Annotated in this window: 16 protein-coding genes and 1 pseudogene; 11 read left to right on the top strand and 6 right to left on the bottom strand. The window is 73.6% G+C overall.

Annotated elements, in window-relative coordinates:
• Positions 1 to 377, top strand: a 377-nt coding sequence (locus tag M4J07_RS37795) for an ROK family protein (RefSeq protein WP_255979842.1), incomplete at its 5' end; no start/stop codon positions are given.
• A gap of 362 nt (positions 378 to 739) precedes the next feature.
• Here the strand turns inward: M4J07_RS37795 and M4J07_RS37790 are convergent.
• A complete protein-coding gene (locus M4J07_RS37790; protein WP_255979840.1) occupies positions 740 to 1501 on the bottom strand; it encodes a GntR family transcriptional regulator in 762 nt (253 codons plus the stop codon).
• A 322-nt stretch (positions 1502 to 1823) separates the two neighbouring features.
• The gene (gene sigJ, locus M4J07_RS37785; protein WP_255979838.1) at positions 1824 to 2705 is read right to left on the bottom strand and encodes an RNA polymerase sigma factor SigJ; all 882 of its coding nucleotides are present in this window, start codon (positions 2703 to 2705) and stop codon (positions 1824 to 1826) included.
• A 109-nt stretch (positions 2706 to 2814) separates the two neighbouring features.
• Here sigJ and M4J07_RS37780 point away from each other — a divergent pair, with 109 nt between their 5' ends.
• Positions 2815 to 3471: an NADPH-dependent F420 reductase gene (locus M4J07_RS37780; RefSeq protein ID WP_255979836.1), complete on the top strand. Its 657-nt coding sequence runs from the start codon at positions 2815 to 2817 to the stop codon at positions 3469 to 3471.
• 132 nt (positions 3472 to 3603) lie between these two features.
• Complete coding sequence (locus tag M4J07_RS37775) at positions 3604 to 4434, top strand: alpha/beta fold hydrolase (RefSeq protein WP_255979834.1); 831 nt, start codon at positions 3604 to 3606, stop codon at positions 4432 to 4434.
• A gap of 84 nt (positions 4435 to 4518) precedes the next feature.
• Here M4J07_RS37775 and M4J07_RS48030 read toward each other — a convergent pair.
• Positions 4519 to 5307, bottom strand: a pseudogene (locus tag M4J07_RS48030) (DMT family transporter); the annotation flags it as partial.
• 94 nt (positions 5308 to 5401) lie between these two features.
• On the opposite strand from M4J07_RS48030, the gene pdxR reads away from it, so the two are divergent.
• Positions 5402 to 6847: a MocR-like pyridoxine biosynthesis transcription factor PdxR gene (gene pdxR / locus M4J07_RS37755; RefSeq protein ID WP_255979832.1), complete on the top strand. Its 1446-nt coding sequence runs from the start codon at positions 5402 to 5404 to the stop codon at positions 6845 to 6847.
• Here the strand turns inward: pdxR and M4J07_RS37750 are convergent.
• On the bottom strand, positions 6805 to 7221 hold the full coding sequence (locus M4J07_RS37750) for a VOC family protein (protein ID WP_255979830.1): 417 nt from the start codon (positions 7219 to 7221) through the stop codon (positions 6805 to 6807). The two genes, pdxR and M4J07_RS37750, sit on opposite strands and share 43 nt — an antisense overlap.
• Before the next feature lie 256 nt (positions 7222 to 7477).
• On the opposite strand from M4J07_RS37750, the gene M4J07_RS37745 reads away from it, so the two are divergent.
• The 4 genes from M4J07_RS37745 (at position 7478) to M4J07_RS37730 (ending at position 14799) form a co-directional block, all read left to right on the top strand.
• Positions 7478 to 9061 carry an alkaline phosphatase D family protein gene (locus tag M4J07_RS37745; protein ID WP_255979828.1) on the top strand — a complete coding sequence of 528 codons (1584 nt, stop codon included), beginning with the start codon at positions 7478 to 7480 and terminating at the stop codon, positions 9059 to 9061.
• A 136-nt stretch (positions 9062 to 9197) separates the two neighbouring features.
• On the top strand, positions 9198 to 10601 hold the full coding sequence (locus M4J07_RS37740; RefSeq protein WP_255979826.1) for an SWIM zinc finger family protein: 1404 nt from the start codon (positions 9198 to 9200) through the stop codon (positions 10599 to 10601).
• Positions 10598 to 13234: a DUF7824 domain-containing protein gene (locus M4J07_RS37735; RefSeq protein WP_255979824.1), complete on the top strand. Its 2637-nt coding sequence runs from the start codon at positions 10598 to 10600 to the stop codon at positions 13232 to 13234. Before M4J07_RS37740 ends, M4J07_RS37735 begins: the two co-directional genes overlap by 4 nt.
• Before the next feature lie 140 nt (positions 13235 to 13374).
• Positions 13375 to 14799, top strand: coding sequence for a GNAT family N-acetyltransferase (locus tag M4J07_RS37730; RefSeq protein ID WP_255979822.1), 1425 nt, complete (start codon positions 13375 to 13377; stop codon positions 14797 to 14799).
• Here the strand turns inward: M4J07_RS37730 and M4J07_RS37725 are convergent.
• Positions 14750 to 15985 (bottom strand): trans-sulfuration enzyme family protein, encoded by a 1236-nt coding sequence (locus M4J07_RS37725; RefSeq protein WP_255979820.1) that lies wholly within the window; start codon positions 15983 to 15985, stop codon positions 14750 to 14752. The two genes, M4J07_RS37730 and M4J07_RS37725, sit on opposite strands and share 50 nt — an antisense overlap.
• Positions 15986 to 16045: 60 nt before the next feature.
• On the opposite strand from M4J07_RS37725, the gene M4J07_RS37720 reads away from it, so the two are divergent.
• From M4J07_RS37720 to M4J07_RS37710, 3 genes are all read left to right on the top strand, one after another.
• Positions 16046 to 16588, top strand: a complete 543-nt coding sequence (locus tag M4J07_RS37720) for an Lrp/AsnC family transcriptional regulator (RefSeq protein ID WP_255979818.1) — start codon at positions 16046 to 16048, stop codon at positions 16586 to 16588.
• An 11-nt stretch (positions 16589 to 16599) separates the two neighbouring features.
• Complete coding sequence (locus tag M4J07_RS37715; protein ID WP_255979816.1) at positions 16600 to 18294, top strand: DUF885 domain-containing protein; 1695 nt, start codon at positions 16600 to 16602, stop codon at positions 18292 to 18294.
• Positions 18295 to 18402: 108 nt separating this feature from the next.
• A complete protein-coding gene (locus M4J07_RS37710) occupies positions 18403 to 19191 on the top strand; it encodes an ATP-grasp domain-containing protein (protein ID WP_255979814.1) in 789 nt (262 codons plus the stop codon).
• A gap of 166 nt (positions 19192 to 19357) precedes the next feature.
• On the opposite strand, the gene M4J07_RS37705 is transcribed toward M4J07_RS37710, so the two are convergent.
• Positions 19358 to 19793 (bottom strand): rhodanese-like domain-containing protein (locus tag M4J07_RS37705; RefSeq protein ID WP_255979811.1); only part of this gene is annotated, 436 nt, incomplete at its 5' end.

The raw sequence follows: 19793 nt of genomic DNA, 5'->3' as shown, positions 1-19793 counted from the left end.
TGCTGTCCACGACGGACGAGCCGCTGCATCCGCTGGACGAGCAGGCCGTGGCGAAGGTGTTCGCGCTGGCGCGGGAGGGCGACGAGCGGGCCGAGGCCGCGGTCGAGCGCTTCATCCAGCGGCTCGTGCACGATGTCGCGGCGCTGGTGCTCGCGCTGGATCCCGAGCTTGTCGTGGTCGGCGGGTGGGCCGCCGGGCTCGACGGTGTGCTCGATCCGCTGCGGCGGGAGCTGGAGCGGTATTGCCTCCGGCCGCCTCGGGTGACTCTGTCGCTGCTGGGTGAGGCTGCTGTGGCTACGGGGGCGTTGCGGTTGGCTCTGGATCACGTGGAGGAGCAGTTGTTCGCCACGGAGAGCACGGTGACGGCCCGCCGGTGAGTGGGGGGCGCCTGGTGTGGGGGTCGGTTCGGGTTGTGTGGCTGGTGGGCGTGTGTGGGGGTGTTTGCGCAGTTCCCCGCGCCCCTGAAGGGGCGCCCCTGCGAGTGCCCGCTGCGGGTGCTTGGCGAGTGAACGTGCGCGGGGGATCTCGCGCAGTTCCCCGCGCCCCTGGAGGGGCGCCTCCCTGAGTGCTCGCTGCGGGTGCTTGGCGAGTGAACGTGCGTGGTGGTTCTCGCGCAGTTCCCCGCGCCCCTGGAGGGGCGCCCCTTCGAGTGCCCGCTGCGGATGCCTGGCGACTGAACGTCAGTGGGGGTGTTTGCGCAGTTCCCCGCGCCCCTGGTGGCTTGCTTGCCCGGTGAAGGTCAGGAGGCCTGGGGGTGGGCGGGGTGGTGGATTTCTACGCCTGTGGTGTCGCCGAAGGTCAGGCGGCAGGTGTCCGCTCGGTACGTCGCCACGGAGACCGCCGCCGTGATGCCCTCGCTGAAGTAGCGGGTGGTGACGACGAGGACCGGGGCGCCGGGGAGGCGGTCGAGTTCCTTGGCGTCGTCGGCGCGGGCGGAACCGAGCTCGACCGCGCGGTCCTGGCCGTCGAGGCCGAAGCGCTGCAGCTCGCGCAGGACGGCACGCGCGCGTGCGGCGCCGGACGGGGCGTCTATGGCGGTGAGGTCGGGCACCGAGGACGAGGGCACGTAGAGCAGTTCGGCCGCGACGGGCTGCCCGTGCGAGACACGGGTGCGCCGCAGGACGTGCACGGTCTCGCCGGGGGCGGTCTCCAGCATGCCCGCGACGGCGGCCGGCGGAACGTCCGGCGTGCAGTCCACGGCCTGCCAGGCGTCCCCGCTGGCACCCGGCCAGTCCTGGTCGGTGGAGGCGACGGCGACGCCCACCCGGGGCGGCGCGACCGTCGTGCCGACGCCGCGGCGGCGCTGCAGCCGGCCTTCGAGTTCGAGCTGCTCCAGGGCCTGTCGGAGCGTGGCGCGGGCGACACCGAACCGGGCCGCGAGGTCACGCTCGTTCGGCAGGATCTCCCCCACGGCGAACTCCGAGTCGAGCGCCTCGCTGAGCACGGTCTTCAGGTGCCAGTACTTCGGCTCCGGTGCCGCTTCCAACTGCGTGGTCCCCACCCTGTCCTCCGCAATCGCCGTGTCCCGGCGGCTTTTTAGCGCCCTTGTTTATTAAAGGTTCCTGCACTATCTCTGCGAGCGTAGGGCCGCCCCCAGACTTGGTCAAGACCAATCCTCGATCGGTTACGGCGTGCACAGGGGCCTTGCCGCAGAGCGTTCACGGAGGGCCGCGATCCGTTCATACGGCGTTCGTGAGACCCGCATGAATCGGGCATGAGAAGGCGCGAAGAAGTGACCCGCCCCGGCGGACGCGGCGCGGGACGGGTCTCGGCGGCCTCAACGGGCCGCCGGCTCACGGCACATCAGGAACGGAAGACGGCGCCTACAGGAGCGACTGAAGCTTGTCCGGGTTGCGCACGATATAGACGCCCTGGATCTTGCCTTCGTAGACGCCCAGTTGGAAGGCCGCGTCGAGCTTGCCGTCGACGAGGGCGAGCAGTCCGAGGCCGCCGTTGAGCTCCACGAAACGGAACTCGAAGGCCGTGTCGCCGTCCAGCCGCGCGGCCCCGATCATGAACCGGCCCACCTTGTCCGCGCTCTCGATGACGCGCAGCGGCGCCTTGGCCTTGCCGCCGCTGTCGCCGACGAGCCGGACGTCCGGGGCGAGCAGCGCCATGAGGCCGTCCAGGTCGCCTTCGGAGGCGGCGGCCAGGAACCGCTCGGTGAGGTCGCGCTGTTGGGCCGGGTCCACGTCGAAGCGGGGGCGGCGCTCCTCGACGTGCTTACGGGCACGGGCGGCGAGTTGGCGCACCGCGCTGTCGCCGCGCTCCAGGATGGTGGCGATCTCGGCGAACGGCAGGCCGAAGGCCTCCCGCAGGACGAACACGGCGCGTTCCAGCGGCGACAGCGACTCCAGGACGACGAGCACGGCGAGCGAGACGGAGTCGGCGAGCACGGCCTGTTCGGCGGTGTCGGGCACGGTGGGCCCGAAGTCGGTGACGAGCGGTTCGGGCAGCCAGGGGCCCACATAGGACTCGCGCCGGGCCTGCTCCTGGCGCAGCCGGTCGACGGCGAGGCGGGTGGTGATGCGCACCAAGTAGGCGCGTGGTTCCCGCACCTCCGCGCGGTCGGCCCGGGACCAGCGCAGCCAGGCGTCCTGGACCACGTCCTCTGCGTCGGCGACGCGGCCCAGCATCCGGTAGGCCACGCCCATCAGGACGGGACGGTGCTCTTCGAAGACGTCGATCACGGTGTCGGTGGCCACGTCCCCATCCCAACCGACGAATCGGCGCCTGTCCAGGCGGAGCCGAACCGTCCGCCAGCAGAATGGGCGGGCCTGCGCCGAGGGTCGGCGTGAGGTCGGGGAGGCTGCGATGCGGTACGCGGTTCTGGGCACGGGGATCGTCGGGCGGACGCTTGCGGGGAAGCTGGTCGAGCTGGGGCACGAGGTACGGCTCGGCGCCCGCAGCAAGGACAATCCGGCAGCCCTGGAGTGGGCGCAGCAGGCGGGCCCGCGGGCGAGCGCGGGCACCTTCGCGGATGCCGCCGAGTTCGGGGAGCGGATCATCGAGGCGGTCGGCGGCCACGTCGCGCTCGCCGCACTGCAGGCGGCCGGGGCCGCGCAGCTCGACGGGAAGGTCGTCATCGACACGTCGAACAAGCTGGAGCAGGTCGACGGCGGAGTGCGGCTCGCGCCGCTGGACGACATCGGCAGCGTGGGGGCGCAGTTGCAGCGGGAGTTCCCCCGCGCGCGGGTCGTGAAGACGCTCAACACGCTGAACTTCGCCGTCATGACCGATCCGTCCAGGGTGCCGGGCGAGCACCAGCTGTTCCTCAGCGGGGACGACGCGGAGGCCAAGGAGGAGGTGCTCGGTCTCCTGGGCGAGTTCGGCTGGCCGCGCGAGCGGGTGGTGGACCTGGGCGGCATCGAGACGGCGCGGGCGGTGGAGCTGATGATGCCCCTGTGGCTCACGTTGTACGGCAGCGTCGGGCACGGGGACTTCAACTGGCAGATCCGGTCGGCCGGTTGATCCCACCCGCCCGAACCCCTCCGCCCGTCTCTTCGGCTCCCCCTCTTGAACTGGGGGCTACTCAGCGGTAATTGTTGCTGACAAGGAGTCTAAGGAACCGTCGCGGCGTGACGGGGACAGGGAGCGAGCGACATGGCGGCACAGGCGTCCTTCAGCATCGAGAGCCCCGGCGGTCCGCGCACCGTGACCCTCACGTACGAACGCGCGGGCGCCGGGGAGCCGCTGCTCCTGCTGCACGGGATCGGTCACCACTGGCAGGCGTGGCAGCCGGTGCTGCCCATCCTGGCGACCGAACGGGACGTGATCGCCGTGGATCTGCCGGGGTTCGGGGCGTCGCCCGCGCTGCCGGAGGGACTCGCGTACGACCTGACGAGCGTGGTGCCGGTCCTCGACGCGTTCTGCCGTCAGCTGGGGATCGAGCGGCCGCACGTGGCCGGGAACTCGCTGGGCGGCCTGCTCGCCCTGGAGCTGGGCCGCGAGAAGCTCGTACGGTCCGTCACGGCGCTGTCCCCCGCCGGGTTCTGGAGCGAGGCCGAGCGCCGCTACGCGTTCGGCACGCTGCTCGCGATGCGGCAGGGCGCCCGGGCGATGCCGCTTCCGGTGATCGAGCGGCTGTCCCGCTCCGCGGTCGGGCGGGCCGCGCTCACCAGCACCATCTACGCCCGGCCCGGGCGCCGTTCACCGGAGGCCGTGGTCGCCGAGACGCTGGCGCTGCGCGACGCGACCGGGTTCCGCCAGACCCTCGACGCGGGCCGCGGGGTGCTCTTCCGCGACGCCGTCCCCGAGCTGCCCGTCACGATCGCCTGGGGCACCCGTGACCGGCTCCTCGTGCGCCGGCAGGGGATCCGCGCCAAGCACGTCCTGCCGGACGCGCGCCTGGTCAGGCTTCCCGGCTGCGGCCACGTGCCGATGCACGACGACCCGGCGCTCGTGGCCCGCGTCATCCTCGACACCAGCCGCTGACCGGCGGCCGAACACACCGGAACCCAGGGCGACACCGGTGGCGACGAGCGCGCTGCCGATGCCCTGGGCGACCCCGTAGGACCCCGCACCGACCAGCGGGGCGGTGCAGGCGGCCGCGACGGGGATGAGCCCGGAGAAGAGCGTGGCCCGCTCGGCGCCGATCCGCTGCATCCCCATGTACCAGCACACGAACCCGATCACCGTGACGATCACGGCCTGCCACACCAGGGCGGCGGCCTCCGACCGGTCGGGGACGCGCAGCCAGGCGGCGCCGTCGACGGCCACGCCCACGGCCGCCGATTCCAGCGCGGCGATCGCGCACACCGTGCACGACAGGAGCCGCGGGCCGAGCGGACGCAGCACCGGGACGGCGAGCACCGCGAAACCTACCTCTCCGGAGAGCGCGCCCACGGAGAAGACGATCCCGAGCAGGTCCGTACGGCCCCACCCTTGAACCGTGAACGCGCCGGCGGCCACGAGCAGGGCACCGTAGAGGACGGCCCGTTGGGGACGCCGTCCGCCCAGCAGGGGGACCAGGACAGCGACGACGACGGGTGCGCATCCTACGAAGACACCCGGTACCGCGGGTTCCGCCGTGCGCTCCGCCGCGAGAACCGCGAGGTTGAAGCCCACCATCCCGACGGCCGAGAGCAGCGCGAGCCGCCCCCACTGCCGTCCTCTCAGGTGCCGCAGCGGGGCCAGTCCGCCGCGCCCGACCAGGGGAAGGAGCAGCACACACGCGACTCCGTAGCGGAGGAACTGGCCACCCGCGTACGGGTAGTGGCCCAGGACGCTGTTGGCGGTGAAGGAGCCGCCCACAAGGATGCAGGCGACGGCGGCGAGCAGGGAGCCTCGTACGGATGTGGCGTTCATGAGGTCGACGCTAGGAGGCGCACTGGTCCGGTTCGAGGTCCACTTGCCGGACTCCTTCGAGGACCAATCGGCCGCGCGGACTAGGGTCCACGGGATGACACCCGACGCCCTCGCACCCTCCGCCGCCTGGGAGTTGCTGCTGCCCGCGGCCGCCGCTCCGGCACGCGCGCGTGGTCGCGCGCTGCAGTCCGCGCTCCGGGAGGCGGTGCGGACGGGCCGGCTCGCTCCGGGGACGCGGCTGCCGTCGAGCCGGGATCTCGCGCGCGACCTCGGGGTCTCGCGCGGCCTGGTCACCGAGGCGTACGAGCAGCTGACCGCCGAGGGCTATCTGCGCAGCGGCCGGGGGGCCGGGACCTGGGTGGGCGAGGCGGTCCGGGCGCCGGCGCCGGGGGCCAGGGACCTCGCCCCGGGCAGCTCTCCCGGGGTCCGGGCCGACTTCGTGGCGGGCAGCCCTGACCTGTCGCTGTTCCCGCGTGCGGCGTGGGCGGCGGCGCAGCGGGGCGCGCTGTCCGAACTGCCGCACCAGGGCCTCGGCTACCCCGACCCGCGGGGCCTGCCCCGGCTGCGCACCGCCCTCGCCGAACTGCTCACGCGGCGCCGTGGCGTGGTGGCCGATCCGGAGCGGATCATCGTGTGCTCCGGGGTGACGCAGGCGGTGACGCTGCTCGGGATCGTGCTCCACGCGCGCGGGCAGCGGGGCATCGGTGTCGAGGACCCCGGGAGCCCCCAGTACGAGGACCTGTTCGCCACGGCGGGACCGCAGGCGGTGCGGCTGCCCGTGGACGCGGAGGGGCTCCGCACGGGGCCGCTGCGGGACTCCGGGGTCCGTACCGTGGTCACGACGCCGTCGCACCACTTCCCGTCCGGCATCGCGTACACCGCGCGGCGCCGGGCCGAACTCCTGGACTGGGCGCGGGAGGTGGACGGGCTCGTCGTGGAGGACGACTACGACGGCGACTTCCGCTACGACCGTGCGCCGGTGGGCGCCCTCCAGGGACTCGACCCCGATCACGTCGCCTACACCGGTTCGGTCAGCAAGTCGCTGGCGCCGGGGCTGCGGCTCGGCTGGCTGGTCGTGCCCGACGGCCTCGCCGACGAGATCGTGGCCACCAAGCGCTACATGGACCTCGGCAATCCGGCGCTGGACCAGGCCGCCCTGGCCCGGTTCGTCGAGCGCGGCGACTACGACCGTCAGCTGCGGCGCTGCCAACGCGCCTACAAGGAGCGGCGGGACGCACTGGTGGCCGCTCTGCGGGAGCACCTGCCCGGGACCGAGGTGTCGGGCATCGCGGCGGGACTGCACGCCATCGCCACGCTCCCCGGCCACTACGGTCCCCAGGACGCCCTCCTCGACCGGTGCGCATCGGCCGGAGTGGCGGTGCGTCCGCTGAGCCACTACGGAAGCGGCACGGGCGACGGGGTCCCCCTGGTGCTCGGCTACGCCCACCTGTCGCCCGCCCGGATCACCGAAGGGGTGCGCCTACTGGCGTGCGCCGCTCAGGAGTTGGACCACGCGCGCGTGCACAGCACCAGGCGGTAGCCGTCGGGGTCCTCCACGGTGACGCCCCACTCGTTCCAGTAGGGGTTGGGCGACTTCACCCGCTGCCCGCCGTGCTCTTCGAGGCGTGCGACCAGGTCGTCCGGGACGGGGCCGTCCACGTAGACGACCAGGAGGTCCTCCTCGGTGGGCCGGGGCGACACCGGCGCGGCCTGCTCGTGGACGAGTTCGAGGTGCCAGGTGGCGTCGGGCCAGCCCAGCATGAGCAGGTCGTGCTCGCCCGGGGTCGGACCTCCCTCGGCGCGATAGATCACGCTCAGGCCGAGCCCGCGGGTCCAGAACGCCTCCGCGGCGGCCAGGTCCTTCGAAGGGCGCGCGACACGGATGTGGGCGGTGGACAGGTGTGCTGCGGTCATGAGGGTCCCTTTCGACGCGGTGCGCCGAGCCTATGCAGCGGGCAACCTGAGGTCATCGGGCACGCGGACGGGCCGTACCGCGTCCGGAGACCTACGTCTGCGGGAGGAGGCCGCCGCGCGCCCGGTTCCCTTGACGGTGGGGACAGTTGTTCACTTGGGGTTCGTGTGCGCGCCGTGGTGAAACAGTAGGTGTGGCTCCGCGGCGTCGCGCACCCATGGCACCGCACCGTCGTCGGAACCGTCACTGGAGGCGCCCATGTCACACCGTCCGCAGAGTCCCCTGCCCGGCCGCCGCGGAGTGCTGCGGGGCGCGATCGCCGCGTCGGCGGCGCTCGCCCTGCCGACGATCGGCGGCGGGACCGCGCCCGCCTTCGCCCTGTCGGGGCGGCCGAAGGCGGGCTGGGGCGTGCAGGCCGGTGACGTGACCGCGCACTCGGGTCTGGTCTGGGTGCGCTCGGACCGGCCCGCGCGGATGATCGTCGAGACCTCGGCCACCGAGTCGTTCAAAAAGGCGACGAGATGGCGGGGTCCGCTGGTCGGCGCGGGAACCGACTTCACGGGCACGACCCGGCTGCACGGCCTGCCGCCGGGCGAACAGGTCCACTACCGTGTCCTGCTGGCCGACCCGGACGACCCGCGGCGCACGAGCGAACCGGTGTCCGGCACGTTCCGCACCTCCCCCGTGGGGCGCCGCGACGATGTGCGGTTCCTGTGGTCGGGCGACATCGCGGGCCAGGGCTGGGGCATCAACCCGGACCGTGGCGGCTACCGCGTCTACGAGGACATGCGCGCCCTGGACCCGGACTTCTTCGTGTGCAGCGGCGACAACATCTACGCGGACGGACCGATTCTGCCCAGCGTGACGCTGCCCGACGGTCGGGTGTGGCGCAACGTGACGACCGAGGAGAAGGCCAAGGTCGCCGAGACGCTCGCCGAGTTCCGCGGCGCGTTCCGCTACAACCTGCTCGACGAGAACCTGCGCCGCTTCAACGCCCAGGTCCCCACGATCACGCAGTGGGACGACCACGAGGTCCACAACAACTGGTACCCGGGCCAGATCCTCAACGACGACCGGTACACGGAGAAGAACGCGGACGTGCTGTCCGCCCGTTCGCTGCGCGCGTTCAGCGAGTACTTCCCGGTGTCGACGCTGCCGCCGGGCGATGCCGAGGGCCGCGTGTACCGGGTGCTGCGGCACGGCCCGCTGCTCGACGTGTTCGTGCTCGACATGCGCACGTACCGGAACGCGAACTCCGCGAACCGGCAGGCAGACGACGCGACCGGCATCCTCGGTGCCGAACAACTGGACTGGCTGAAGCGTGAGTTGTCGAGGTCGCGGGCGACGTGGAAGGTGATCGCCTCCGACATGCCGCTGGGTCTCGTGGTGCCGGACGGGGCGACGAACTTCGAGGCGGTGGCGCAGGGCGACCCGGGCGCGCCGCTCGGGCGCGAACTGCAGATCGCCGAGCTGCTGCGGCACATCAAGCACCGTCGGATCACGGGCACGCTGTGGCTGACCGCCGATGTGCACTACACGTCGGCGCAGCACTACGAGCCGTCGAAGGCCGCGTTCCAGGACTTCGAGCCGTTCTGGGAGTTCGTGTCGGGTCCGCTGGCCGCGGGCGGTTTCCAGGCGACGAAGCTCGACGGGACGTTCGGTCCGCAGCAGGCGTTCATCAAGGCGCCGTCGCGGGCGAACACCTCGCCGATGGAGACGCCGCCGTACTTCGGCGAGGTCGAGATCGACGGCGGCAGCGGCGAGCTGACGGTGCGGCTGCGGCAGGAGGGCGGCGACGTGCTGTTCTCGAAGACGCTGCAGCCGGGGCGCGTCGGGCAGTGAGCGCGGCGGCCGGGCCGGGGAACGCGGACGGACAGTGATCGTCCGGCCGCGTTCCCCGGCCCGGCCCAACTCCCGCTGAAATAGGGATAGTCGCAGGTCAGAGCCGATTGTCAGTGGTCGCCTCTACGGTTTTCCCATGACGCGATCAACACAGGCCGTGACCTATCGCCGACCCTCCGCGCTGGAGTCCTCGGCGGGCTCAGCGCTGCTGGGACTGGAGACCTCGCGGGGTGCCACGCCCTCGGGCCCGCAGGACCATCCCCGGTTCTTCGCCGGGTTCCTGACGGCGCCGCAGGTGGCGTCCGCCGGGCTGCTCGCGGTGGCGGACGTGGCGGCGGCCCGCTACTACCAGCGCCAGTTGCGGGCCTCGCTCGACCCGGTGGTGACGGGCAGCGGCGACCGGCTGCGGTTCGAGTCGTTCTCCGGCTGCGGCGGTGTGTACGCCCGCCTGGACGTGCTCGCGGAGGGCCTGGACGGCGACGAGGTGCGGCACGGCACGACCAATGTGGATGTGAACAATCCACTGCGCGAGGCGCTGTCCCGCATCGGCTGCGACGACCCGCTGCATCTGCGGGTGGGTCCGGAGGAGCTGACGGTGACGACGCTCGACGGGCCCGTGGTGGAGAAGAAGGTGCCGCTGCCGGACCGCTGGCTGCGCGGTTTCGCCGAGGCCCAGGTCATAGCCGCCGGTTTCGAGCTGCGTGCCGAGCTGCCGGCCGCCGACGCGGTGCGGTTCCTGCGGTCGCTGCCGCGCAGTTCGGGCCGGGGAGCGCGCTGGGTGGTGCCGGCGGGCCGGAGCCTGCGGCCGACGACGCGCGCGGTACCGGGGGCCGTCTGCCTGCCGGGCCCGGAGCGGCTCGTCGCGCTGCAGCGGGTGCTCCGGCACGCGACGGCGCTGCGGGTGTACGGGCCGGTGGCGGCGTCGGACGCGGCGGTGGCGAGCGCCTGGGAGGCGGTCCTTCCGGGAATGCGGCTGACGCTCACCCTCTCCCCCGATGCCGCGCGCGGCTTCTCCGGCGAGGGCGGGGTGCTGGAGTCGCTGGCCACGGACCAGGCGGCGGAGGACGCCGAGCTGACAGCGGTGCTGCTCGCCTGGGAGCCGCGGATCGACCTCGCCGATCTGGCGGCGGCGTCCGGGCTGCCGGTGGACCGGGTGCGGGCCGCCCTGGTACGGCTCGGCACGTCGGGGCGGGTCGGGTACGACACGGCGGAGGCGGCGTACTTCCACCGAGAACTGCCGTACGAGGCCGACCGGGTGGAGCGGCACAACCCGCGGCTGCGGGACGCACGGGCCCTGGTGCGGGCGGGCGCGGTGGCGCTGCGGGGCGAGGTGGGCACGGTCGCGGCGGACGACGGTCATGTGCACCGGGTCCGCGAGGACGGGGGGACGTCGAGTTGTACGTGCATGTGGTGGGCCAGGTATCGAGGTGGGCGCGGGCCCTGCAAGCACGCGCTCGCGGTCCGCATGGTGCGGCGGGGCGCGACGCCTTCGGGCGCGGCCGGCGCCGAGGCCACGACGATCACGGAGGGGGCGCGATGAGCCAGGACGTGCTGATGCGCGCGGTGCGCAAGGGGGATCTGGACCGGACGGCGGAGCTGCTCGACGCAATGACGGACGCGGAGCGCCGCAGCTGTCTGCCGGAGCTGAAGGCACTGCGCAAGGAACTGCGCGCGGAGCCCTGGGGAGCCGGGGCGCGCGTGGCGTATCCGGCGCTCCAGATGGCCGGCGGTGCCTGCCACACGGGGGCCGCGGCGGCCGCGACCTGGCTGGGCGCCGCCGACTGGCGGTGGCAGCGCCGGGCGGCCCCGCAGGCGGTGCTGCACATGCTCGGCGACCGGGAGACGGAGTGGCTGGCCGACGTGGCGCACCGGCTCGCGGCCCTCCCGCAGTCGCGCGGTGTCTCGTACGACCTGGTGGCGGGGCTCGTCGCCCTGTCCGGGTGTCCGGTGCCCACGACGGAGGCGTATGTCGTCGGCTGGGTGGATCACGTCAACTCGGGGCGCAGGCACGACCGTCCGCTGGCCGACCGGCTGCGGGCCGAGCCGCACGTGGGCGAGCTGACCGCGGCGCTGTTCGAGACGGACGACATCGGCAGCCGGCTCGACTGGTTCGACGCCGGTGGTCCTCATAGCTGGCCGCGCGGTCTCGCAACGCTCGCGGAGGAGGGCGTCGTGGAGCGCAAGGCGCTGGTCGACGCCTGTGTGGCCCGGCTGTTGCGGGGCGGGCGGCAGTCGGACACGCGACTGTTCCTGCTGGTGCTCGACGCGCTCGCGCTGACCCGTGAGGAGGAGGGCGAGCGGATCGCGGACTGGGTGGCGCTGTGCGCGGACGGTGCGGCGCCGGTCGCGGCGCACGCGCAGCAGGTGCTCGGCACGCTCGCCGCGGACGGCGGGGTGACGGCGCGCACGCTGGCCGACGTGTCGGCGGCGGTGCTGTTCCGTCCGGAGAAGAAGCTGGTGCGGGCGCAGCTCGTGCTGCTCGGCAAGGTCCTCAAGGGCGGCGCTGCGCAGGGGGATCCGTCGGTCGCGGACGAGCTGCTGCCCGCGGTGGGCGAGGCGTTCGGCCATCCGGACACGGAGGTGCAGGAGCGGGCCCTGAAGCTGGTGGCCCGGCACATCGCGGCGACCGGCACCGGGACCCGGAGTCGACTGGCCCTGTCCGCCGACCAGTTGAGCGCCGGGCTGCGCCCCCGCGCGCAGGAGGTGCTGGGCGTCGCCCTGTCGGCCGAGGGCCCGTACGAGGAGGTGCTGCCGTCCGCGCCGGAGCCGTTCCGCCTCGCGCCCGCGCCGGACTCCGCCCAGGAGGTGGCCGAGGAGGTCGGCGCGATCCTCGCGTCGGGCGGGGACATGGCCGCGTTCGAGCGGACACTGGACGGACTGATGCGGCACGCGTACCACGACCGTGCGGCGCTGAAGGAGGCGTTGCTGCCGGCGGTGTCCCGGCGCTGGTGGTTCGACGCGGACCGGCAGGGCTACACCCAGCGGTATTTCCGGGACGCGCCCTTCGGCCTGGAGGTCGTGGCGGCGACCGCGGTGGACGCGGTGGACACGCGGACCCTGCACGCGGCGAAGGAGCACCCGAGTAATTCGGGCCGGCATCGGTTCAGCGACCTCGCGCTCCGCCGTTCCTACGACGCGCGGCTGTGGGAGGCGGCGTACCGGATCCGTACCGAGCCCGTGCCGTGCCTGCTGGCGACGCCGACGTGGAGCTCCGGGTTCGTCGACCCCGACGACCTGGTGGCGCGACTCCGGGTCTACGCGGCCGCGGGGGCCCGCGCGGGACAGGCCGACCTCGCCCAGGCGCTGCTCCGTGTCGACCGCGGCAGCCCGCAGGCACCGGGTGCGGCGGTGGCGGCGGCGGCCCTCGGGACCGCGGAGGGCGACCGGGTCGCGGCCTGGCTCACCGCGCCGGAGCCGGCTGAGCCCGGCAGCGTGGAGCGGGCCCTCGACGTGCAGTTGCTCGTCGACGTGGAGGCGGTGCCGGAGCTGCGGGACGGGCTGCCGGAGCCGTTCAGCAAGCTCGGGGAGCCGCTGACCCGGGGCATGGACCGCGGGTACTGGTACGCGGAGTCCGGCACTCCGCAGGAGCACAGTCACTGGCTGGCGGCCCTCCCGGGGCGGCGCGAGCTGGTGGCGGCCCGGCTGCTGCGCGAGGTGGCGCACTGCGCGGTGCTCGAAGTGCGGGGCGCCGCCGCGTACCTGCCGCTGCTCGCCGAGGCCGAGGGGCCGGCGGGGAGCGCCGTCCGTCTGACGGTGGCCTACGGTCTCGCGGCGCGCCATCCGGAGGACCGGCTCGCCGGAGTGGACGCCCTGCTGATCCTCGCGGGCCGCGGGCAGTTGGACGCCGAGCTGCTCGGGGCGGCGACGGCCCGCGCCTGGGCGTTGGGCGGACTCAAGACGACGCGGATCGCCGACTCGCTGGGGACGGCCGCGTCGACCGGGGCGTACGCCACGGTCCTCGCGGTGCTGCGCGGCCTGTTGCCCGTGCTGCTCGCGAGCAAGGAGAGTCCGGCCGGGCTGCGCGGTCTCGGTGACCTGCTCGGCATCGCGGCCGACTGCGCCGAGCGGACGGGGGCGCAGGGACGGATATTCGGCGTGGCGGAGGTGGCGGCGCGGAAGGGTTCGTCGCGGCTGGTGACGCAGGCGCGGCGCCTGCACACGGCACTCGGCTGACTCGGCCCCGCCCGGGCCGACCACCGTCCCTCAGAGAGACAATCCAGCCAAAACCGGCATAGGCACTCTTTACCCATCGGTCACAAACCGTTCGTGATCACGCAACACCGTTCCTTCACAGTGGATGCATGAGTCCAGACATGTCTGATGTGACGCGAGTGAAGCACGGCCGTCCGACCCACCACTGGCGCAGGGATCTGGTCGAACTGGCCGCCCTGTTCACGGCGGTGGCGGTGGCGGACGCCGTGGCGAACATGATCGGGCACGGGCCCGACGGACCGGCCCTGCTCGTGATCTCGGCGGTGGTCCTGGTCGCCACGGCCGGATTCCACGTGTGGTGGTCACGACGCCCGAGCCATGCACCGCCGGTGGCGGATACCGGCGCCCGGCCGCTCGTCCTGAACCAGGACGGGACGGCGGCCGGGCGGCAGGGCGGTGCCGCGGGGTCGGCCGCGGCGCCGCTCGACCCGGCGCAGAGCGCGCTGTGGCGGATGCGGACGACGGTGCGGGATCAGCCGGGTTCGCTGGCGTCGTTGTGCACGGCACTGGCCCGGCTGCGGGTCGACATCCTGAGCCTGCAGACGCATCCGCTGGCCGAGGGCACGGTGGACGAGTTCCTGCTGCGCGCGCCGCAGGAGGTGCCCGCCGCGGAGCTGTCCCGGGTGGTGGCCAGGGCGGGCGGCTCCGGCACCTGGATCGAGCGTGCGGACGCCCACGACCTGGTGGACGCCCCCACCCGGATCCTCGGCCTGGCCACGCGCACGGCGCTCGACGCGGCCGAACTGCCGCTGGCGCTGCGCCAGTTGCTGGGCCGCTGCACCATCAAGTCGCTGCCCGCGGCGTCCCCGGCGGCCGACGGCGGCGACGCCGCACCGGTGGAGGGCGCCTTCGACGACACCGTCATGCGGCTGCGCACGCCGGAGGGCGGGGTGATCACGGTGGAGCGGCCGTACCTGCCGTTCACGCCGACCGAGTTCGCGCGCGCCCGCGCCCTGGTGGAGCTCGACTCGAGGCTGGGGCCGCGGGTGCCGAGCAGCCAGGACGTCCTGACGCTGCCCGAGGGGAACGAGATCACGGTGCGCCGCGCCGACGTCTCCGACGTGGCGGCGTCGAAGGCGATGCACGAGCGGTGCTCGCAGCGGACGCTGAGCATGCGCTACCACGGTCCGGTGCAGGACGCGGACCGCTATCTCAACCACCTGCTCAGCCCGCGGTTCGGCCGCACCGTCGCGGCCCAGACGGCCTCGGGCCGGATCGTCGCCCTCGGCCATCTGCTCTGGGACGGCGACGAGACCGAGATCGCGCTGCTCGTGGAGGACGGCTGGCAGCGCCGCGGCGTCGGCTCCGAACTGCTCGGCCGCCTCGTCGCGATGGCGATCGAGGCGGGCTGCGAGAGCGTGTACGCGGTGACGCAGGCGTCCAACACGGGCATGGTCGCGGCGATGCGCGGCCTCGGCCTGCCGCTCGACTACCAGATCGAGGAGGGCACGCTGGTGATCACGGCCCGGCTCGACGCTACGCCGGTGGTGTCGCGGCCGGCTCCGGAGCAGGCCGAGCACCACTGACGCCACTGAGCAGTTCCGGCGCCGTCTCCCTGCCCAGCGCCTGATCGAGGTCGGCCCAGAGGTCCTCGACGTCCTCCAGGCCGACGGACAGCCGCAGCAGCCGGTCGCTGACGCCCGCCGCCCGGCGGTCGTCGGCGGCCACGATGCGATGGCTGATCGAGGCCGGGTGCTGGATGAGCGAGTCGACGCTGCCGAGGCTGACCGCCGGGGTGATGAGACCGACCCCGGCGGTCACCGCGTGCGGGTCCCCCGCCACTTCGAAGGCGACCATGGCGCCGCCGATCCTCGGGTAGTGGACGCGGGTCACGCGCGGGTCGGCGGCGAGCCGCCGGGCGATCTCCGCCGCGGTCGCGGAGGCCGCGCGCACCCGTACCGGCAGCGTGGAGAGACCGCGCAGCAGCAGGTAGCCGGCGAGCGGATGCAGCACGCCGCCCGTCGCGAACCGCACCTTGCGCAGTTCCCTGGCGAACTCCTCGTCGCACGCCACCACACCGCCCAGCACGTCGCCGTGTCCGCCCAGGTACTTCGTGGCACTGTGCAGCACGAGCCGGGCACCGCTCTCCACCGGCCGCTGCAGGACGGGCGTGGCGAAGGTGTTGTCGGCGAGCAGCGGTACGGAGCCGCTCGCGTGGGCGACGGCCCGCAGATCGACCTCGGCGAGCGTCGGGTTGGCCGGCGACTCCACCATCACGAGCCCGGTGTCGGCGCGGATCGCGTCGGCGATGCCGGCCGGGTCCACCCAGGTCACCTCCGAGCCGAGCGCCCCCGCCGTCAGCAGGTGGTCGCTGCACCCGTACAGCGGGCGGACCGCGACGACGTGGCGCAGGCCCGCGCCGAGCCGGACGAGGAGGACCGCGGTCAGGGCCGCCATGCCGCTCGCGAAGGCGACGGCGCTCTCGGCGCCTTCGAGCCGGGCGAGCGCTGTCTCGAAGCGCGCCACGGTCGGATTGCCGAGGCGGCCGTAGACGGGCGGGCCGTCGTCGAGGACGCCGTCGGCGGCGAACGTGTCGATGCGGGCGGCCTCCGCTCGGCTGTCGGCGGACGGGTAGGTGGTGGACAGGTCGATGGGCGGGGCGTGCAGGCCGAGGGCGGCGAGATCGTCGCGGCCCGCGTGCACGGCTTCGGTGGCGAGGGCCCGGGGGCGCGGGTGGGTCCCGGGGTGCGGCACGTCCTCGTAGATGTCCATGCACAGCATGCTGAACATCGGGCGGGGTCGCCGGATCAACTCCCGTGCTACGTTCGCCGAATGGCCGATTCCGTCGTACTCGATCCGGTCGATCTCGAGATCTTGAGGCTGCTGCAGAACGATGCCCGTACCACCTACCGGGATCTGGCCGCGCAGGTCGGGGTCGCGGCGTCGACCTGTCTCGACCGGGTCGCCCGGCTGCGTCGCTCCGGGGTGATCCTCGGGCACGTGCTGCGGCTCGACCCGGCGCGCCTGGGCCGCGGTCTGCAGGCGTTGCTGTCCGTACAGGTGCGCCCGCACCGCAGGGAGCTGGTGGGTCCGTTCGTGGAGCGGATCCGGGCGCTGCCCGAGGCGCGCACCGTCTTCCACCTCACGGGCCCCGACGACTACCTGGTGCTCGTGGCCGTGCGGGACATGACGGACCTGCAGCGTCTCGTGCTCGACGAGTTCACCTCGCAGCGCGAGGTGGCGCGGGTCGAGACCCGGTTGATCTTCCAGCAGTGGGAGTGCGGACCCCTGCTGCCGCCGGGCGCGCCACAGATCCCGGGACCGGTCGGCGGCGCCGCGGATTCCAGGGACAATCTTGGTGGCGCGGCCCTCTGACTCGTACGAGGATGACCCGCATGTCAGCCATCCCTCACGCTCAACTGCCCCGGCAGGTCGCCGACGCGTACGTCGACGCCCTGGTCGCCCTCGACCCCGTCAACGGGACGTACCTCGGTGTGCCCGAGGCACACAGCAAACTGCCCGACCTCTCGCCCGCCGGTGTCGCGGCCGTCGCCGATCTGGCGCGGCGGACGCTGGTACGCCTGGACGAGGCGGAGCGGCTGCCTGGTGCCGACAGCGACGCAGAGCGGCGCTGCGCCCGGCTGCTGCGCGAGCGGCTGACGGCGGAGCTCGCCGTGCACGACGCGGAGGAGCCGCTGCGCGCCGTCGGCAACCTGGGCTCGCCGGTGCACCACGTCCGTGAGGTGTTCACGGTCACCCCGGCCGAGACCGACGAGGACTGGGCGGCGATCGCCGAGCGGCTGCGGGCGGTGCCGGCGGCGTTCGAGGGGTACCGCGAGACGCTGGCGCTCGGTCTCGAGCGGAAGCTGTACGGCGGTCCGCGCCCGACGGCGACGGTGCTCGGGCAGCTCACGGAGTGGGCGGGTGACGGGCGGGGCTGGTTCGAGGACTTCGCGTCGGCCGGGCCCGAGGCGCTGCGCGACGAGCTGACCTCGGCGGCGCGCGCCGCGGACGGCGCGGTCGTCGCCCTGCGCGACTGGATGCGCGACGTGTACGCGCCCGCGATCGAGGGCGCGCCGGACGTCGTGGGCCGCGAGCGGTACGCGCGCTGGTCGCGCTACTACAACGGCACGGACCTCGATCTCGACGAGGCGTACGCGTACGGGTGGAGCGAGTTCCACCGGCTGCTCGCCGAGATGCGGGTCGAGGCGGAGAAGATCCTGCCCGGCGCGGCGACGCCGTGGGTGGCGCTCGCGCACCTCGACGAGCACGGCCGGCACATCGAGGGCGTCGACGAGGTGCGGCAGTGGCTGCAACAGGTGATGGACGAGGCCATCGAGGCGCTCGACGGCACCCACTTCGAACTCGCCGACCGGGTACGGAAGGTGGAGTCGTGCATCGCGCCGCCCGGCAGCGCGGCCGCGCCGTACTACACGCCGCCGTCGGAGGACTTCTCCCGCCCGGGCCGCACGTGGCTGCCGACGATGGGGCAGACCCGCTTCCCCGTCTACGACCTGCTGTCCACCTGGTACCACGAGGGCGTGCCCGGTCACCACTTGCAGCTGGCGCAGTGGGCGCACGTCGCCGGTGACCTCTCCCGCTACCAGGCGACGATCGGCGGGGTCTCCGCGAACGCGGAGGGCTGGGCGCTGTACGCGGAGCGGCTGATGGACGAACTCGGCTTCCTCACCGACGCGGAGACCCGGATCGGATACCTGGACGCGCAGATGATGCGGGCCACCCGCGTCATCGTCGACATCGGCATGCACCTGGAGCTGGAGATCCCGGCGGACTCGCCGTTCCACCCCGGTGAGCGGTGGACGCCCGATCTGGCGCAGGAGTTCTTCGGCGCGCACAGCAGCCGTCCCGCGGACTTCGTGGAGAGCGAGCTGACCCGCTACCTGTCGATCCCCGGCCAGGCGATCGGCTACAAGCTGGGCGAGCGGGCGTGGCTGCTGGGCCGGGCCAACGCGCAGGCGGCGCACGGCGATTCCTTCGACGCGAAGGCGTGGCACATGGCGGCGCTGTCGCAGGGGTCGCTCGGTCTCGACGACCTGGTGGACGAGCTCTCCAAGCTGTAGGCGGGGCCAAGTCGTAGGCGGGCCAGGCTGTGTGCGGGGCCAGGCTTGCGGTGGGCGGGGCCAGGAAATCCCCTCGGCCGTCGATCGCCGAGGGGATTCAATGGCCCCATGACCGCACGCACGCTCTTCCTTCAGCCCCGCCACACGGCCACCGGCCGGGTCCTCGCCGACGCGGCCCGTCGGCGGGGGCTGCGGGTGGAGACGTTCCACGACCGGCGCACGCCGGCCGCCTGGCGCGCGCACCCGGGTGCGGCCCTGTACGCGGGGCCGCGGTTCGCGGACGCGGTGGCCGGGGAGCTCGGGCTCGGTCTGCTGGAGGCGGCGCCCGGCTGGCTGGCCGCGCTGCCCCGTGAACTCACCGGTCGGGACGTCGAGTTGACGACGGTCGCGCAGGCGCGGCAGCTGCGACGGCCCGCGTTCGTGAAGCCGCCGAACGACAAGAGCTTCCCGGCGCGCGTCTACCCGGACGGCAGCAGGCTGCCGGGTCCTGACGCGGTGGACGACGCGACACCGGTGCTGGTCAGCGACATCGTGGCGTTCGAGGTGGAGTACCGGCTGTTCCTGCTGGACGGTGCCGTGCACGCCGGGAGCCGGTACGGGCGCCGAGGTGCGCTCGACGTGGCGCCGCTCGACGACGATCCGTCGCGCGACGAGGTGCTGGCGTTCGTCGCTCGGCTGCCCGCCACGGGTCTGCCGAGCGCGATCGTGGTCGACGTGGGACGCCTGTCGCCGGACGGCACGTTCGCGGTGATCGAGGCCAACGCGGCCTGGGCGAGCGGGCATTACGCCTGCGACGAGGACGCCGTGCTCGACGTGGTGCTGCGGGCGGCACGGCCGGTGGACTCCGTCGGCCACCGGGACGTGCGGTTCCTGCGCGCTGCTTCGCGCGCGAGCTGAGCGGCCGGTTCGGCAGCCGCGGTGGATCGGGGCAGAAGCGCGCGGTCGGCCGGTTCGGCAGCCGCGGTCGATCGGGGCAGAAGCTCGCGGTCGGCCGGTTCGGCAGCCGCGGTCGATCGGGGCAGAAGCTCGCGGTCGGCCGGTTCAACAGCCCCGGGCGGCCGGTTCAGCAGCCGCAGTCGTCGGCGTCGATCGGCGCGGTCAGCGGGTCGGCGTCCTTGCGCGCCGGGCCCTCCCACGTCTCGTACGCGAAGCCCTCGCGGGCCCAGTACTCGAAGCCGCCGAGCATCTCCTTGACCTGGAAGCCGAGTTGGGCGAGGGCGAGGGCGGCGCGGGTGGCGCCGTTGCAGCCGGGGCCCCAGCAGTACGTGACGACGGGCACGGACTTGTCGAGGAGCTGCTCGGCCTGCTCGGGGATGAGCGCGGTCGGCAGGTGGACCGCGCCCGGGACGTGGCCCTGGTCCCAGGACTCGGTGGAGCGGGAGTCGAGGACGACGAAACCGGGGTCGCCGTCGGCGGCGAGCGCGGCGGCGACGTCGGAGACGTCGGCGTGGAAGGCGAGGCTCGCCCCGAAGTACGCGGCCGCGGCGGCGGGCGAGGCG

The organism is Streptomyces longispororuber (assembly GCF_024448165.1).
GTDB lineage: Bacteria > Actinomycetota > Actinomycetes > Streptomycetales > Streptomycetaceae > Streptomyces > Streptomyces longispororuber_A.
Note: the sequence above shows the minus strand (reverse complement) of the source record. Positions and strands in the feature narration are given on the sequence as shown.

What these genes read in the sequence shown, in the direction of transcription:
- M4J07_RS37780 (WP_255979836.1), top strand. Translation starts at nt 2,815, where the DNA reads ATGCGGTACGCGGTTCTGGGCACGGGGATCGTCGGGCGGACGCTTGCG.
- M4J07_RS37775 (WP_255979834.1), top strand. Translation starts at nt 3,604, where the DNA reads ATGGCGGCACAGGCGTCCTTCAGCATCGAGAGCCCCGGCGGTCCGCGC.
- pdxR (WP_255979832.1), top strand. Translation starts at nt 5,402, where the DNA reads ATGACACCCGACGCCCTCGCACCCTCCGCCGCCTGGGAGTTGCTGCTG.
- M4J07_RS37750 (WP_255979830.1), bottom strand. Translation starts at nt 7,221, where the DNA reads ATGACCGCAGCACACCTGTCCACCGCCCACATCCGTGTCGCGCGCCCT.
- M4J07_RS37745 (WP_255979828.1), top strand. Translation starts at nt 7,478, where the DNA reads ATGTCACACCGTCCGCAGAGTCCCCTGCCCGGCCGCCGCGGAGTGCTG.
- M4J07_RS37740 (WP_255979826.1), top strand. Translation starts at nt 9,198, where the DNA reads ATGACGCGATCAACACAGGCCGTGACCTATCGCCGACCCTCCGCGCTG.
- M4J07_RS37735 (WP_255979824.1), top strand. Translation starts at nt 10,598, where the DNA reads ATGAGCCAGGACGTGCTGATGCGCGCGGTGCGCAAGGGGGATCTGGAC.
- M4J07_RS37730 (WP_255979822.1), top strand. Translation starts at nt 13,375, where the DNA reads ATGTCTGATGTGACGCGAGTGAAGCACGGCCGTCCGACCCACCACTGG.
- M4J07_RS37725 (WP_255979820.1), bottom strand. Translation starts at nt 15,985, where the DNA reads ATGGACATCTACGAGGACGTGCCGCACCCCGGGACCCACCCGCGCCCC.
- M4J07_RS37720 (WP_255979818.1), top strand. Translation starts at nt 16,046, where the DNA reads ATGGCCGATTCCGTCGTACTCGATCCGGTCGATCTCGAGATCTTGAGG.
- M4J07_RS37715 (WP_255979816.1), top strand. Translation starts at nt 16,600, where the DNA reads ATGACCCGCATGTCAGCCATCCCTCACGCTCAACTGCCCCGGCAGGTC.
- M4J07_RS37710 (WP_255979814.1), top strand. Translation starts at nt 18,403, where the DNA reads ATGACCGCACGCACGCTCTTCCTTCAGCCCCGCCACACGGCCACCGGC.